We start from the raw sequence: 15,681 nt of genomic DNA, 5'->3' as shown, positions 1-15,681 counted from the left end.
TGGCTGCCCAAAAGTTTGTGTTACTGATGGTGAGCTAGCAAGCCCTTCAGCGATATTATTTTGTGGGGTACCTGCTGTAACAGAAGTCGCGCTAAATGATGGCATAAATAATGGGTCAGCTGGCTCGTTGTCAACCAAATCATCAACAGGGGTAAAACTATCCAGCACAGAGAACTCTTTTCTTAAATCAATTTTGGGCTCAAAGTCTTCTTGCTCTTGTGTAAACTGAGGTTGATAGCCATTATCCACGACTGGCACGGCCTCATCAGGCTCTGGAATTGTATGCGTATTATTGGATTGTTGTGAAGCTGACGCCCAACGGTGTTCAATTTCTGGCTGCGTAAATGCGCTGACTCTATTTTCAGTCATTGGCTCATTTTGTAATTGCTCATCATGCGAGTGCAGGCTATTAAGCGGTACATCATAATCAGTTTCATCAACTTCACCATAACGTTCACGTTGCTGTTCTAAGAACTGCGCTCGTAATAATTCGTCTTGTTGTGCCTCATCATCAGTTTCAGGTTGGTCAGACTCACTCGTAGACCACTGCTGATATATTTGTTCACGTTTAGAAGCCTCTTCTTCACGCCGCTGTAGTTCCGCATCACGTAACGATGGAATGCGAATACCATATAACTCACGACGAGTCGGTAAACGAACAGGATTTGGCCGTGGAAGCTCCGGCTCCATATTTTGTTTAACCTGAGCATGGCGCTCCAGTGCAGCGACTGAAATACCCGCAGCCGCTAATGCAGCTGGATTAGAGACCCTTTCAGTAACTGATGATGGAATAAAACTTTCTGTTGTACTTGAAGAGTCAAGTGGGAGCACTGATGTTGCTTGAGCTTCAAACGCAGCTTGATTAACAGGTGTTTCTTGTTTATCCGAATAGTCTTGATAAGCGGTATTGTCTTGTTTTTGTTGTTCTATTTGTTGATTATGCTGAACACTTAACATCGGTTCTTCTGGTGCAACATACGGTGACGCTTGAACTAACGGCTCATTAACGGTATCTGATGTTGAATCAAAACTTGCACCGAGCTTAGGCTGGTAATCTTCTGGTACTTCAAAATGATATGTGCTCGGCTCATCCACTGCAGAGAAAGCAGGTACCGAATCTTGCTCTGATGTGTTTTGATTCACTGAAGGAATTGGGTTTTCTGTAGTAACAACCGCTTCACCCGTATTTTTTTCCGTTGTTGGAGCGACTTCAGTGACTAATTCAGCCACAGTGGGTGCGGAAAACAAAACATCATCCGCATCAATATTTTCTAGGCTGTCATTGGCTCTGTGCTCAGCTTCTTGCGCACGCTGTAAAGCTCCTTCAGTTTCTTCAACGTCGTAATCATAGTTATCTAAATCGTCTCCCCTCGCTCGATTTGTTAGCAAAGTAATAGGGAGAAGTACCGCTGCACCAATTTTTTCTGCGATTGTAAGCCATGACCATCCCGTAAACAGCGTAAAGCTTATCGCCCATAAAAACAGCAATGCTAACGTAGCACCTAATGAATTGAACCACGGCATAATTGCATTACTAAATACACTGCCAATCACACCACCAGAGGCGAAATTAGGTAAGTCGTCAAAATTGAGAGCCGCAAGTCCACAAGAAGATAAAATAAGTGCTAAACCACCTATTAATCTTAACGATAAAGAGAAAAAATCAATATATCGGCGCCGACTTTCATATTGGAAAATCGCCCAGCAGCCTAGGAGTAATAGTGCAGGAATGGCAAATGCAAGAATACCAAAAGCAGAGAAAAGAATATCTGCACTCCATGAACCTACACTACCCCCTAAATTCTTCACTGGGGCATTCCAAGTGGTCTGTGACCAGCTTGGATCTGAAGGGCTGAAGCTCAATAAAGCCACCATTAAGAAGAGTGCGCTCAAGCATATTGCGAGCAAAATAACCTCTAATAGCCGTCTTCCGCTACTTAGTTTTTTAAATTTGATATGTTTATCTTCTGTATATTCTTGGCTCATTATTATTTCTTTGCTAACTGATGTTCTTGACTAACCTAGGTTTATTCTACCATTAAACGCCTGACTCTGCCTGTTTTACAGCGACTAAGAGATATCAAGGCTTCACAAAAGCACTAAGGTGCAGTATTCCATCTAATGTATGATGATTCAATTTCTATTTCTCGTCAAAAATCCTAAATATTTATAGCTTTAGAATCAATAAATTGGAAATAAAACTTATCAGTTGCTAAGTAATTTACGTAAAACAAAGTAGAAAGGCATGGATAGCAGCCAGTTGAAGCTGTGAAACAGCAAAATATTACGTTTTTATAAAGCAACAAATGAGGTGAGAAAAACGGAACAACGCTGAGTAAACTCAGCGTTGAAACTGCAGTGCGGCAACAAAGCTGAAATGCTGTGCTGAAGCGAGGTTAAAAAGCACTAATTAGCGAGTTTTGATCACTAAGCGGTTGCTTTGTTTAACTTCTTCCATAACTACATAGGTGCGAGTGTCGTTTACGCCTGGTAAACGTAACAGAGTTTCACCTAACAGTTTACGATATGCGGACATATCTGGCACACGCGTTTTCAACAGGTAGTCAAAGTCACCAGAAACCAAGTGGCATTCCTGAATTTCTTCCAGTTTTTGAACTGCTGTATTGAATTGCTCAAATACATCCGCAGCACCACGGTTAAGTGTGATTTCAACAAACACGAGCAATGATGCATCTAAGTAGTGTGGATTTAATAACGCAGTATAGCCAGAGATAAATCCTTGTCTCTCAAGGCGACGTACACGCTCTAAACAAGGTGTTGGAGATAAACCAACTCGTTTAGATAACTCTACGTTAGAAATTCGCCCGTCTTTTTGTAGTTCGTTTAATATATTCCTGTCGATACGGTCAAGGTCTTTGCCAGGACGCTTTTTATTGTCAATCATCTCTTTATCTCTCTTTCTCTAATTGTTATTTTCTACATCTAAAAATAAGCACCTTAGCCACCACCTTTTTTATTTAGGAATTCGTGTTCAGGAGCAAATTTTATTCATAATGCTGAAGTTAGTGTGAATGTAATTATCACCCACAATGTTTACTTGTATTTTAAATTTGTAAGTAGTGTAAAGTTAATTTTCCAGCAAGAACAAAAATGCGCCATTTCCATTGATCAGCTAGATAATTAACTCTTACACTGATGTTTTCGCAAATGCGCAGCCGATTGTCAAAGCAAATGAATAAAAATCAGTACAAGATTTCGCTTTTTTTTCCAGTAAAACGTTTCGCAGCCTTAATTCAAGATAATTCCTAAAAATTGTGATGCGTGACACAAGCAACTTTTTGTCATATTTTTTTACATTTTGTCGGTATTACCTATTGATGAAATAAGCCAAATGAAACTAAGTCGCACTTAAACCACTTTTGTTAACCTCTTATTTCTCCTACAATCTGATAAATGCTTTTTAGATTAAAGAGGAATTCATGAGCACAACAACACATCGCAAGTTAATCATTCTTGGTTCTGGCCCTGCGGGCTATACTGCGGCTGTCTATGCTGCACGTGCAAACTTAAACCCAGCATTGATTACTGGGGTGGAAAAAGGCGGTCAATTGACCACCACAACTGAAGTTGAAAACTGGCCTGGTGACCCAGAAGGTTTAACCGGTCCAGGGCTTATGGAACGCATGCATGAGCACGCGTCAAAATTTGACACCGAAATCATATCTGACCATATCCAAAAAGTGGACTTAAAACAACGTCCTTTCCGTTTAATTGGCGATGAAAATGAATATACCTGCGATGCATTAATTATTGCAACAGGGGCTTCCGCTCGTTATATCGGCCTACCTTCAGAAGAAGCGTTCAAAGGCCGTGGCGTTTCAGCTTGTGCAACCTGTGACGGTTTCTTCTATCGTAACCAAAAAGTCGCTGTCGTTGGTGGCGGAAACACTGCGGTAGAAGAAGCATTGTACCTTTCTAATATTGCTTCAGAAGTTCATTTAATTCATCGTCGTGATAGTTTCCGTGCAGAAAAAATCCTGATTAATCGTTTAATGGATAAAGTTGAGAACGGTAATATTATTCTGCATACCGACCGCACATTAAATGAAGTATTAGGTGATGATATGGGCGTGACGGGTGTGCGCTTAGAATGTACTAAAACACATGCAACAGAAGATATCCCTGTTATGGGGGCATTTATTGCCATCGGCCACAGCCCAAATACAGCTATTTTTGAAGGCCAATTAGATTTAGACAACGGTTATATTAAAGTGCAATCTGGCACCCAAGGCAATGCAACTCAAACTTCTGTTGAAGGTGTGTTCGCGGCTGGTGATGTCATGGACCATATATACCGCCAAGCAATTACCTCTGCGGGCACAGGTTGTATGGCAGCCTTAGATGCAGAACGTTATCTTGATGGCTTAGCATCAAAATAATCAATAAGTGATTGTAATTTAGATAGGCTTCAATTTTTCCTCAATTGAAGCCTTTTTTATTACTTATACCCCACATCCTAACTATTGGTTTTGCATATATTTTTAAGACCAAGTTTATATTGTACTTTTTTAATACTGCCTATACTGTTTTTACATAACATTAATTAATATAAGGTGTAGGTATGGGGCAACAATTAGAACGTGATGCCATTCGCGGTTATTCTTATTTTATTATTGTCATACTTGCCGTGATTCAAGGCATCGTCATCACAGCCACTACTGATTACTCTATCCGCCTAGAAAGCCAACTAAGCGCCACCACCCTATATCTGCCTATTTTGCTCGCCATTTTTGTTCCTTCAGCAATCAGTTACCTAATTACCAATGCAAGATCCGCTATTTTTTATCTCAACATTGCGGTCATTATTGGGTTAATTGTCTGGCTCAATTACTGGCATGCCCAAGACTTTCTAAATCCTGCAGATACAGACCCATTCTTCGCCTTTATCACCCTCACCGTCCTGCTCTTTTTTATACTTCCTTGGATGCAATCGTGGCAAACCACAAGAACATGGAAAATTGATTACGGTTGCTTAATGGGGCTATATATTAAAAATACCTTTCTGGGTATTCTCGCTTCTATAATCGGTGGGTTGCTAACATTAATCGTAAAAATAGCCAGTTTTTTATTTGGCATTGTTAACCTAACTTTTTTGAGTGAAGCTCTTGATAACGACGTTATCTATTGGGTGAGCTTTGCCCTTGGGTTCAACGTGAGTTTAGCTTTTTTACGCACAGCACTGAATGTACAACTCAGTAATTTTGTTAGCTTTATTGCGCGTTTTTTCTTACCGCTCTTGAATATTGTTGCTGTTATTTTCTTAGGCGGTTTCGTTGTTTCCTACTTTTCAGGTTTGACCTCTGCTGGCTTAGGCTCCGCAGTAATGCTGTGGTTTTTAATTTTAAACCTTATTTTTATCAATTTCGTGTATGGCGATGGCACAACCCAATATCAATTCCGTGCGGGTCTCAACGGTTTTGTCTTAATTAGCATTATGTTACTTAATGCATTTTCAGTGCTTTCGCTCTATGGAATTTTAGTACGAGTTAACCAGTATAGTTGGAGTGTTGAGCGCCTATACGCCTTTACTATTGCCCTATTCCTATTTGTATTGGTTTTTGCTTATAGCATCGCAATTATCTATAAAAAATCAGCCTGGATGTCCTATTTAGGCCCTATCAATAAAGCGGGAATTTTGTCTCTAATTGCCATTATATTGGTCATTAACAGCCCTATTGCTGATTTTAAACGCATCACACTGAACAGTATTCTTGCGGGGATTGAAAATGGCAAAATCAAAGTCAATAGCTCGCTTGCTTATGACTTAAAACAATTAGGTGAGAAAGGGCAACAAGCTTTTGAAAAACTCAATAATAACCCTGAATATCAAAAACTATTCCAAACCAGCCCTTATGAAGAAGAACAGCGCAGATCGCTAAAATCAGTATTAATTCAAGCTCAAAATAGCCCTGCAATACCGGAGAGTTGGTTCGACCTCGGGGAAAACCTTAGCAGTGCTTGGTATTGTACCTCACAATACGACCCATACCCGTGTGTGGGCTTTATGGCCGATGTTAACCAAAACAATCAAGATGATGTGGTTATGTGCTATTCCTATCCAAGTAGTTCTAGTATTGATTGCAATATATGGCAACAAACGGAACAAACCTGGGAGTTAATGGATACGCAAACTCGCTCATTTAATACCATGAAAGAAAAAGATCAGGCTTGGGATAATTTATTAAAAGGAAACTATAGATTAAAACCCAAAGAATGGTTAATGATAGACCCCACATTCTAATTGTAGTGAAAAATGCCGATGGCTTAACATTTCCTTGTTAAGCCACCTTTTTATTACGTAGAAATACAGTAATATCCCAATATCATTACATCTAAAAATTTACTGAAATATTAAATTTACCTTTATAAAACAATTTAATAACAAAGCACAACTCACTTTAAATAACCCACTTTTATTAGGTAACATATCGTGGTGAAGCTGTTATGATGTACTCTAATACTCGAATTTGTGGGTAAGATCAAAAACGCAGATTTTCTTATAATCACCAATTGCGTTACCAGATCAAAATTTATCGTTCTCATGCGGTTTAAAACAGGTCAACTGCAATATCACGCATGGTAAAAACAACGTTAGGGTGATATTTCCTAACTATACTCAATGACATTAAAACTACACCTGCTAACTAAATCATTATGGATAAATCAAGACAGACTGAATTGGTACGTTGGTTAAAACAACACAGTGCCCCTGCCAAGCGCTGGTTGCGGATCTCTATGTTACTAGGCATTTTGAGCGGATTAATGATTATTGCTCAAGCCTGGTTCTTAGCTGTTATCTTACAAGCATTAATTATGGATAACGTTCCTCGAGAACAGCTATTAACCCCTTTTGTTCTTCTGATTTGCGTTTTTATCTTACGCGCAATTGTCACTTATGTACGAGAACGCGTTGGCTTTCGTTGTGGCCAAGTGGTGCGCCAAGAAATACGTACCATGGTACTCGATAAACTTCAAGAACTCGGCCCTGTGTGGGTTAAAGGTAAGCCAGCGGGTAGCTGGGCTACAATTATTCTTGAACAAATTGAAGATATGCAAGACTACTATTCGCGCTATCTTCCTCAAATGTATTTAGCTGGGATCATCCCCATTATGATCCTGATTGCTATTTTCCCCTTTAACTGGGCTGCAGCACTTATTTTATTCGTCACTGCCCCGCTGATTCCTATCTTTATGGCATTAGTCGGATTAGGCGCTGCGGATGCTAACCGTCGTAACTTTATTGCCTTAGGTCGTTTAAGCGGGAGTTTTCTCGATAGACTACGAGGCCTTGATACCTTACGGTTATTTTTTCGTGAAAAAGCAGAGATTAAGCAAATTCGTGAATCAACAGAAGATTTTCGTTCCAGAACGATGGAAGTATTGAGGATGGCATTTCTGTCTTCTGGCGTACTTGAATTTTTTGCATCGATTTCTATTGCTGTTGTTGCTGTCTATTTTGGTTTTTCCTACCTGGGTGAAATGAACTTCGGTAGCTATGGTTTACCTGTCACGCTATTTGCGGGTTTTCTTGCCCTAATACTTTCACCAGAGTTTTTCCAACCATTACGTGACCTTGGCACATACTACCACGCCAAAGCGCAAGCTGTTGGTGCCGCTGAAACACTCGAAACACTATTAAACAGTGAGGGCGAACAAAAAGCTCAACAAGGAACCCAAACACTGAGTGATGAGGCTATCTATATTCAGGCTAAACAATTAGAAATTTTATCCCATGATGGTGTGCGCCTTGCTGGGCCATTAGATTTCAATATTGAGCCACAACAACGTATTGCAATTGTTGGTCAAAGTGGTGCGGGAAAAAGCTCATTACTGAATTTATTGTTAGGCTTTTTGCCTTATCGCGGTTCCATCACCATAAATGGTGTTGAACTTCGTGAATTATGCCCTGATAAATGGCGTGAGTTACTCGGTTGGGTTGGGCAAAACCCTCACCTTCCAGAGCAAACACTGGTTGAAAACATCTGTTTAGGCAAGCCAAATGCTACAGAAGCGGAAATTCAACAGGCGATTGATAATGCATATGTTTCCGAATTCTTAGCCCATTTGCCTGATGGCCTAAATACCAAGCTGGGTGACTATGCCGCTCGCCTTTCGGTCGGGCAAGCTCAGCGAGTTGCCGTTGCACGAACCCTGTTGAAACCCTCCCGTATGCTCCTTCTAGATGAGCCTGCTGCGAGCTTAGACTCCCACAGCGAACAACGTGTTATGCAAACACTTAACCAGCTATCAAGTCAGCAAACGACCCTTTTAGTCACCCATTTACTGGAAGAAACCCTTGATTATGACCAAATTTGGGTAATGGCTAACGGGCAAATCATTCAACAAGGTAATTACACACAGTTAAGCCAGTCAGAAGGCGCTTTTGCCCAGTTACTTGCCCATCGCAGTGAGGAGCTTTGATAATGAAAATTTTATTACCTTTCTTAGCCCTTTACCGCCGCCATTGGTTTTTAATTACATTAGGCATTATCTTGGCGATTGTGACCTTACTGGCAAGTATTGGCTTACTTACCCTTTCTGGTTGGTTTTTAGCCGGAACCGCCATTGCTGGTTTTCCGGGTCTTTACTATTTTAATTACATGTTACCCGCTGCGGGTGTCCGTGGTGCCGCTATTTTTCGTACCGCTGGCCGCTATGGAGAACGCCTAGTTAGCCACGATGCTACTTTTAAAGTACTTGCTCATTTACGGGTTTTTGCTTTTAGTAAAGTATTGCCCCTTTCGCCGGGTGGTATCAGTCGTTTTCGTCAAGGGGAGTTACTCAATCGTCTGGTCGCTGACGTAGAGACACTAGATCACCTCTATTTACGTGTTTTATCGCCGATCATTACTGCATTTTTTGTTACCTTTGTCCTTATTTTTGGTTTAAGTTATCTCGACCCTCGTCTTGCTTGGACACTGGGTGGCATCATGCTGTTCTTGCTATTTACAATGCCATTTATATTTTATCGTGCAGGAAAACCCATTGGCCGTGAGCTAACCGAATTACGTGGAAGTTATCGCACTATTTTAACCTCCGCACTGCAAGGGCAAGCTGAGTTAACATTATTTGGCGCCACTGAACGTTTTCGCCAAAACTTGCTTAATATCGAAAATAAGTGGCAAGTGCGTCAACAACAGCAAGCGGCACTCACTGGATTATCTCAAGCCATTATTTTATTTGCCTCTGGTGTTACAGCAACACTGCTTCTTTGGATGGCTGCCGACCATGTAGGGGGCGATACAAAACCGGGAGCACTGATTGCTTTATTTGTATTCTGTGCGCTAGCGGCTTTCGAAGCATTAGGCCCTGTTGCTGTTGCCTTCCAACATATGGGTCAAGTGATTGCATCTGCTACTCGCGTTTCCCAATTAATGACCGCAAAACCAGAGGTAACTTTCCCAAGTGAAAGCCCTTCAATCGCAACATTGGAAAATCTGACTGTCGATAATATTTCATTTACCTATCCAGAACAGCCATTTGCCGTTCTTCAAAATGTGTCTTTAACATTAAATAAAGGCCAACACCTTGCTTTATTAGGTAAAACAGGTTGTGGTAAATCCACTCTTCTGCAGTTATTAACCCGTGCTTGGGATGTTGATAGCGGAACCATCTACTTAAATGGTACGCCTATTAACGAATTTAGCGAAAAATCGTTACGTAATATGATGTCTGTAGTACCACAACGGGTTCATGTCTTTAGTGATACATTGCGCAATAATCTATTACTCGCCAATGAACAAGCGACGGATATCGAATTAAGCGAAGTATTGCAGCAAGTTGGTCTAGGCAATTTATTAGAAAACGAATTAAAGCTTAATGCGTGGATGGGTGAAGGCGGCCGACAACTTTCTGGAGGGGAACAACGCCGCTTAGGTATTGCCCGTGCTTTATTACATAACACACCATTAATTCTAATGGATGAACCAACGGAAGGGCTTGATGCACAAACTGAACAGCAAATTTTAGCACTGTTAAAAGAAAAATGTGCCGATAAGACGTTAATTGTCATTACTCACCGTATGCAGGGCTTAGAGGAAATGGATAACATCTGTGTGATGGATAATGGTAAAATCATCGAACAAGGTACCCATCAAGCGCTGTTAGGTATGCAAGGCCAGTATTATCAGTTCCGCCAGCGCCACTGGGCACAGCAACCGCTCTGAGGCGTATATGTACCAATTAGATGATGACTCCTATTTATTCCCTCCCGTGTCTGAAGCCATGCGGGAGCCCAATGGCTTATTAGCGATTGGCGGAGATCTTTCATCAAAAAGGCTGCAAGCTGCCTATTATGATGGTATCTTTCCTTGGTTTAATCCTGGAGAGATGCCTTTATGGTGGTCTCCGGACCCTAGAGCAGTACTCATGGTTGGTGAACTCCATATTAGCCGGTCAATGAAAAAAGTTTTAAAAAAGCAGACTTATCGCATTACTGTTAACCATGCATTCAAGCAAGTTATTGAAGCTTGTTCTGTACGCCAAGAAGGCACATGGATTTTACCCGAAGTTCAAGCTGGGTATTTAGCGCTACACCAAGCGGGTATGGCGCATTCCATTGAAGCTTGGTATGGCGATAAACTCGTTGGAGGCCTGTATGGCGTGAACATGGGGCACCTATTTTGTGGGGAATCTATGTTCAGTAGAATGAATGATGCATCCAAATTTGCTTTTATTACATTCTATTTTCATTTTTTGCGCTATAATGGGCAGCTTTTTGATTGTCAGGTACTTAACCACCATACCGCCTCAATGGGCGCAAAAGAGATATCCCGTAGGGATTTTTTACATATTCTTTATCGGTGGCGTGACAAAGCGATTGACCCCGCCTGCTGGATACCGCAATCGATTGAAATACCGCCAATTTTCGATTAATGAATTTTGGTTTTACATTAATTTTATTCCTTCACTTAAAAATAAAGATCGCGTTAAAATGCGACACTTCTTTACTTAGTGCGGGTTTTTGGGCATTATCTTGCCCGTTAAAAATCACGGTTATTAAACTTAGAGGATTAGATGGCCAAAGAAGACAATATTGAAATGCAGGGCACAGTTTTAGATACCCTGCCAAACACAATGTTCCGTGTTGAACTGGAAAACGGTCACGTGGTGACTGCTCATATTTCTGGAAAAATGCGTAAAAACTATATCCGCATCCTGACAGGCGACAAGGTAACTGTAGAGTTAACACCTTATGACCTGAGCAAAGGCCGAATCATTTTCCGTAGCCGTTGATATTCTCTTCAGGCAAGGCCTGACAACCACAGGTGCATTGATACACCTGTGGTCTATTCGTCAGAATACCGCATCCTCCGGAGAGGCCTTGTGCACGCTACTGAAGCTGTATGTCAGTGTGTTACTTTTTTCATCAAGCCCGATACTTACAGAGCCACCATTGGTTAGTGAACCAAATAACAACTCGTTTGCTAATGGTTTTTTCAGGTTATCCTGAATGGTGCGAGCCATAGGTCGGGCACCCATCGCTTTATCATAACCTTTTTCACACAACCAGCGGCGAGCCGCGGCGCTAACTTCAATTGATACACCCTTTTCATCAAGCTGAACTTGTAATTCCACAATAAATTTATCAACGACTTGCGTAATAATTTCTGGAGTTAATGAGTTAAACCAAATGATACCATCAAGGCGGTTGCGAAATTCTGGTGAGAACGCCTTTTTGATTTCAGACATCGCATCAGTGCTATTATCTTGCTCAGCAAAACCAATAGAACGACGCTGAGTTTCTTGCACCCCAGCGTTGGTTGTCATTACCACAACAACATTACGGAAATCCGCCTTACGACCGTTATTGTCTGTTAACGTTCCGTGGTCCATTACCTGTAAAAGAATATTAAACACATCTGGATGCGCTTTTTCGATTTCATCTAACAGCACCACTGAATGCGGATGTTTGATAACCGCATCGGTCAGTAAACCACCTTGGTCAAAGCCGACATAGCCAGGAGGCGCACCAATTAAGCGGCTAACCGTGTGACGCTCCATATATTCAGACATATCAAATCGCAGCAATTTGATATCCAACGCTTTCGCTAACTGGACAGTCACTTCGGTTTTACCCACCCCTGTTGGACCGGCAAATAAGAAAGAACCCACAGGTTTATTTTCTAACCCTAAACCTGCCCGATTCATTTTGATTGCCTCAGACAATGAATCTATCGCTTTGTCTTGCCCAAACACTAACATTTTCAAACGAGAGTCGAGTGTCTTGAGTTTATCTTTATCGCTTGAGGAAACCGTTTTTTCAGGAATACGGGCGATACGCGCCACAACTGTTTCAATTTCAGGCACACCAATGGTTTTTTTACGCTTACTTGGTGCAACTAGTCGCGTTCGCGCCCCGGCTTCATCAATCACGTCAATGGCTTTATCTGGCAAATGCCTGTCGGTGATATATTTAATGGATAAATCCACCGCCGCTTGGATCGCTTTTGCGGTATAACGAACATCATGATGAGCTTCATACTTAGGCTTCAACCCATTGATAATACGAATTGTTTCTTCGGGAGTTGGTTCTACAATATCAATTTTCTGGAAACGACGAGCCAACGCTCTATCTTTCTCAAAAATACTGCCAAATTCTTGGTATGTTGTTGAACCAATAACACGAATTCGACCACTTGATAGCAACGGTTTAATTAAGTTCGCTGCGTCAACTTGCCCACCAGACGCGGCTCCTGCACCGATGATAGTGTGAATTTCATCAATAAATAAAATGCTCTTCGGATCTTTTTCCAGCATTTTTAATAATGCTTTGAAACGTTTCTCAAAGTCACCACGGTATTTGGTTCCAGCCAATAATGAACCAATATCTAATGAAAAAATTGTGCAGCCTTTCATTACGTCAGGTACATCATCTTGCTCAATACGCCATGCTAGCCCTTCAGCAATCGCGGTTTTACCGACACCTGACTCACCGACTAATAGTGGATTATTTTTACGACGGCGGCACAATACTTGAATCGTACGCTCTAATTCAGCCTGACGTCCAACCAGAGGGTCGATATTCCCTTTCTTGGCCTGCTGGTTCAAGTTGGTCGTAAAGTTGTCCATATGGTCTTCTGGGACCGGCTGCTCTTCGTTTTGCACACTATTAGAGGAGATATCTTGTTCTGATGACGACTCTTCGCCTTTTATCGTGCCATGAGAAATATAATTAACTACATCTAAACGGCTTACATCATGCTTGCGTAATAAGTACGCAGCTTGGGACTCTTGCTCACTAAAAATCGCGACCAATACGTTTGCACCGCTGACTTCGTTACGCCCAGATGATTGCACATGAAAAACAGCGCGCTGTAATACACGCTGAAAACTCAACGTAGGCTGGGTGTCTCTGCTATCATTTTCGGGTAACAAAGGTGTAGTTTGCGCGATGAAGTGTTCAAGTTCTTGACGTAATGCAACAAGATCAACCTTACAAGCATCTAAAGCTTCGCGAGCAGAGATATTACTCAATAACGCTAGCAATAGGTGCTCTACAGTCATAAACTCATGGCGACTGTCTTTCGCTTTCGTAAAAGCTACGTTTAAACTAAGCTCCAGTTCTTGATTGAGCATAAGCACCTCCCAAAATTGATATTAAGCCAAATTAGACTTTCTCTATAGTGCAAAGCAAAGGGTACTCATGTTCACGAGCAAAAGTATTGACTTGCGCCGCTTTCGTTTCAGCAACCTCTGCAGTAAAAATTCCACAAACTCCCTTTCCTTGAATATGGACATCTAACATTATCTGTGTAGCGCGTTCTTCATCAAAAGAAAAGTATTTTTGTAACACTTCGACAACAAAATCCATCGGGGTGTAATCGTCATTATTTAATAGCACCTTATACATCGATGGTGGCTGTAAGGTTTGTTCTATTTCATCTTTAAAAATGACGTCAGTTTTAAATGTGCCCAGAAAATCACTCATTACTTTCTTGCTCAGTGTTTAACTTCAATTTAAGCATAGTCTTTATTATCAACGATTTCTATCAATCATATTGATAACATCATAAAACTATACCATTTAGTTACTATGCTGTTTTTTTGTCTATATTGCATCAAACGACAGTGTATCATGGGAATCACCTTTGCTTCCATGGTTAGCAATCTGTGAGCCATATCAAATATTATAGAAAATGAGCGCTATTGATTAGCGAATTCTTAACACTTTCCAGCAATTCCTGAACCGCACCTCTTGACCTTAGAAGGTAATTTATTACAGTATATTTTACGAACAAATAACATCGTATTTATACTTATTTTGTATGTGATTTTTATACATCGTTCTAAATGCAAATACTGGTAAATTTGAAGGATAAAATATGGAGACGGGTATCGTTAAGTGGTTCAATAACGCAAAAGGCTTTGGTTTTATTTGCCCGGCTGATGGCGGAGAAGATATTTTTGCTCATTATTCCTGTATCCAAATGGACGGTTACAGGACACTAAAAGCAGGCCAGAAAGTTCAATTTAGTGTGACTATTGGCCCAAAAGGTAATCATGCAGACCTCATTGTTCCTATTGAAAATGAGGATATTCCAGACAACACAACAGAATCGAATTTATAGCTCACCAATAGAGCACAGTTAATTATTTTAATAACACTGACAACGCTAATAATTAACTGTGACTATTTATAAATTAATCATTTTTTTGCTGCATTATTACCTGCTGTTTGCAGGTGTGACATATCACCATACAATGACGTCAATAAATCATATTGTTCAACATCATAAAACACACATTGTTTTCCTGTGAATGCTTTAGCCACTTCTATCATAAATTTTACAGTAGCCGCAATATCAACCTCATGGCTGGCCCCTGTAGAGCAACCTGGTACTACCGTTTCTGAGCAAATAGCGACACCAACCACTGGTGCAGATGTTGATACCGCAGGTTGTAATATACTGTTGATATGATGTAGGCCATTACCATATGGCGTGATGTCTTGAATTGATAATGGAAATGTCACCGCTTTTTGGCCACTACTCCATTCCATCAAACGAATTAAATCCTCTGACACAGGTAAAATATAACCATTTTTTACTGTTGGAGACAGTGCATACCCTTTATGATTGAGTAAACGATTTCCCTTCGTGGTATCTACGGACAAAATAGCATCCGCTTCAGGGATCGCCTCATGTTGATTCATCGTGGCATCTTCAAGGGGCGAGTCCATAAAATCAACAGGTGTATGCGGACGTGTTGGCGCATTTGGGCAAATATGGGTCGTGACCACGACATCACCGAGTAACTGGTCACCCTTTTCATGCATTTGTGCCAGTTTAAGCGCTGCTGCAAGTGCGGCAATCGCACCATCTGCATCAGACACAACACCTATTCGAGAAGGCCTAGCACCAATTCCACCTAAACGCCCGATGATTCCCAGTGTTGGCGCATCTTTATGCTGTGATTTACCTTGTGTTCCTGGAATAAGAATGCGAACAAAGTCACTTTGTCCTTTGTGATCCTTAACCGTTTTAGACATGACTTCAATGTGTGGGAAATCTTGGAACAATGCAACAATGTCTTCACCTTTAACACTAGCGCAATCGATTAGATCATATACGCAAAGAGTTTGTTTTAGACTCATTGTACTTCCTTTAATTTTAATTATTTTTTATGAGAGTAAAGAGCTACTTTGAGATTAACTCGCAT

General features: G+C 41.0%; 12 protein-coding genes. 7 read left to right on the top strand and 5 right to left on the bottom strand.

The window, feature by feature from the left end; all coding sequences use genetic code 11:
- Together SJ312_RS00715 and lrp are read right to left on the bottom strand one after the other, a co-directional pair.
- Positions 1-1,986, bottom strand: a 1,986-nt coding sequence (locus tag SJ312_RS00715; protein WP_319866695.1) for a DNA translocase FtsK 4TM domain-containing protein, incomplete at its 3' end; no start/stop codon positions are given.
- 424 nt (positions 1,987-2,410) lie between these two features.
- The gene (gene lrp, locus SJ312_RS00710; RefSeq protein ID WP_004256338.1) at positions 2,411-2,905 is read right to left on the bottom strand and encodes a leucine-responsive transcriptional regulator Lrp; all 495 of its coding nucleotides are present in this window, start codon (positions 2,903-2,905) and stop codon (positions 2,411-2,413) included.
- A 535-nt stretch (positions 2,906-3,440) separates the two neighbouring features.
- Between lrp and trxB the strand changes: the two genes are divergently transcribed.
- The 6 genes from trxB (at position 3,441) to infA (ending at position 11,256) form a co-directional block, all read left to right on the top strand.
- Entirely contained in the window at positions 3,441-4,400 is a 960-nt protein-coding gene (gene trxB / locus SJ312_RS00705; protein ID WP_004256339.1) for a thioredoxin-disulfide reductase, read from the top strand.
- Positions 4,401-4,582: 182 nt separating this feature from the next.
- Positions 4,583-6,262 carry a DUF4153 domain-containing protein gene (locus tag SJ312_RS00700; protein ID WP_153673635.1) on the top strand — a complete coding sequence of 560 codons (1,680 nt, stop codon included), beginning with the start codon at positions 4,583-4,585 and terminating at the stop codon, positions 6,260-6,262.
- A gap of 413 nt (positions 6,263-6,675) precedes the next feature.
- Positions 6,676-8,442: a heme ABC transporter permease/ATP-binding protein CydD gene (gene cydD / locus SJ312_RS00695; RefSeq protein ID WP_153673636.1), complete on the top strand. Its 1,767-nt coding sequence runs from the start codon at positions 6,676-6,678 to the stop codon at positions 8,440-8,442.
- A 2-nt stretch (positions 8,443-8,444) separates the two neighbouring features.
- A complete protein-coding gene (cydC, locus tag SJ312_RS00690; RefSeq protein WP_110591395.1) occupies positions 8,445-10,187 on the top strand; it encodes a heme ABC transporter ATP-binding protein/permease CydC in 1,743 nt (580 codons plus the stop codon).
- A 7-nt stretch (positions 10,188-10,194) separates the two neighbouring features.
- Positions 10,195-10,896, top strand: coding sequence for a leucyl/phenylalanyl-tRNA--protein transferase (gene aat, locus SJ312_RS00685; protein ID WP_004256353.1), 702 nt, complete (start codon positions 10,195-10,197; stop codon positions 10,894-10,896).
- Positions 10,897-11,037: 141 nt separating this feature from the next.
- A complete protein-coding gene (gene infA / locus SJ312_RS00680; protein ID WP_004244560.1) occupies positions 11,038-11,256 on the top strand; it encodes a translation initiation factor IF-1 in 219 nt (72 codons plus the stop codon).
- Positions 11,257-11,316: 60 nt separating this feature from the next.
- Here the strand turns inward: infA and clpA are convergent, their stop codons facing one another.
- Both clpA and clpS read right to left on the bottom strand, forming a co-directional pair.
- The gene (gene clpA, locus SJ312_RS00675) at positions 11,317-13,599 is read right to left on the bottom strand and encodes an ATP-dependent Clp protease ATP-binding subunit ClpA (protein ID WP_004256354.1); all 2,283 of its coding nucleotides are present in this window, start codon (positions 13,597-13,599) and stop codon (positions 11,317-11,319) included.
- 31 nt (positions 13,600-13,630) lie between these two features.
- A complete protein-coding gene (clpS, locus tag SJ312_RS00670) occupies positions 13,631-13,951 on the bottom strand; it encodes an ATP-dependent Clp protease adapter ClpS (protein ID WP_004256357.1) in 321 nt (106 codons plus the stop codon).
- 394 nt (positions 13,952-14,345) lie between these two features.
- Between clpS and cspD the strand changes: the two genes are divergently transcribed.
- On the top strand, positions 14,346-14,591 hold the full coding sequence (cspD, locus tag SJ312_RS00665; RefSeq protein WP_110591394.1) for a cold shock domain-containing protein CspD: 246 nt from the start codon (positions 14,346-14,348) through the stop codon (positions 14,589-14,591).
- A 77-nt stretch (positions 14,592-14,668) separates the two neighbouring features.
- Here the strand turns inward: cspD and SJ312_RS00660 are convergent, their stop codons facing one another.
- Complete coding sequence (locus tag SJ312_RS00660) at positions 14,669-15,616, bottom strand: DUF1177 domain-containing protein (RefSeq protein ID WP_110591393.1); 948 nt, start codon at positions 15,614-15,616, stop codon at positions 14,669-14,671.
- Positions 15,617-15,681 lie beyond the last annotated feature (65 nt).

Source organism: Providencia sp. CIM-Carb-044 (assembly GCF_033901115.1).
In the GTDB taxonomy this organism is placed as follows: domain Bacteria; phylum Pseudomonadota; class Gammaproteobacteria; order Enterobacterales; family Enterobacteriaceae; genus Providencia; species Providencia hangzhouensis.
Note: the sequence above shows the minus strand (reverse complement) of the source record. Positions and strands in the feature narration are given on the sequence as shown.

Coding starts and splice junctions, on each gene's coding strand:
- lrp (WP_004256338.1), bottom strand. CDS start 2,905: ATGATTGACAATAAAAAGCGTCCTGGCAAAGACCTTGACCGTATCGAC.
- trxB (WP_004256339.1), top strand. CDS start 3,441: ATGAGCACAACAACACATCGCAAGTTAATCATTCTTGGTTCTGGCCCT.
- SJ312_RS00700 (WP_153673635.1), top strand. CDS start 4,583: ATGGGGCAACAATTAGAACGTGATGCCATTCGCGGTTATTCTTATTTT.
- cydD (WP_153673636.1), top strand. CDS start 6,676: ATGGATAAATCAAGACAGACTGAATTGGTACGTTGGTTAAAACAACAC.
- cydC (WP_110591395.1), top strand. CDS start 8,445: ATGAAAATTTTATTACCTTTCTTAGCCCTTTACCGCCGCCATTGGTTT.
- aat (WP_004256353.1), top strand. CDS start 10,195: ATGTACCAATTAGATGATGACTCCTATTTATTCCCTCCCGTGTCTGAA.
- infA (WP_004244560.1), top strand. CDS start 11,038: ATGGCCAAAGAAGACAATATTGAAATGCAGGGCACAGTTTTAGATACC.
- clpA (WP_004256354.1), bottom strand. CDS start 13,599: ATGCTCAATCAAGAACTGGAGCTTAGTTTAAACGTAGCTTTTACGAAA.
- clpS (WP_004256357.1), bottom strand. CDS start 13,951: ATGAGTGATTTTCTGGGCACATTTAAAACTGACGTCATTTTTAAAGAT.
- cspD (WP_110591394.1), top strand. CDS start 14,346: ATGGAGACGGGTATCGTTAAGTGGTTCAATAACGCAAAAGGCTTTGGT.
- SJ312_RS00660 (WP_110591393.1), bottom strand. CDS start 15,616: ATGAGTCTAAAACAAACTCTTTGCGTATATGATCTAATCGATTGCGCT.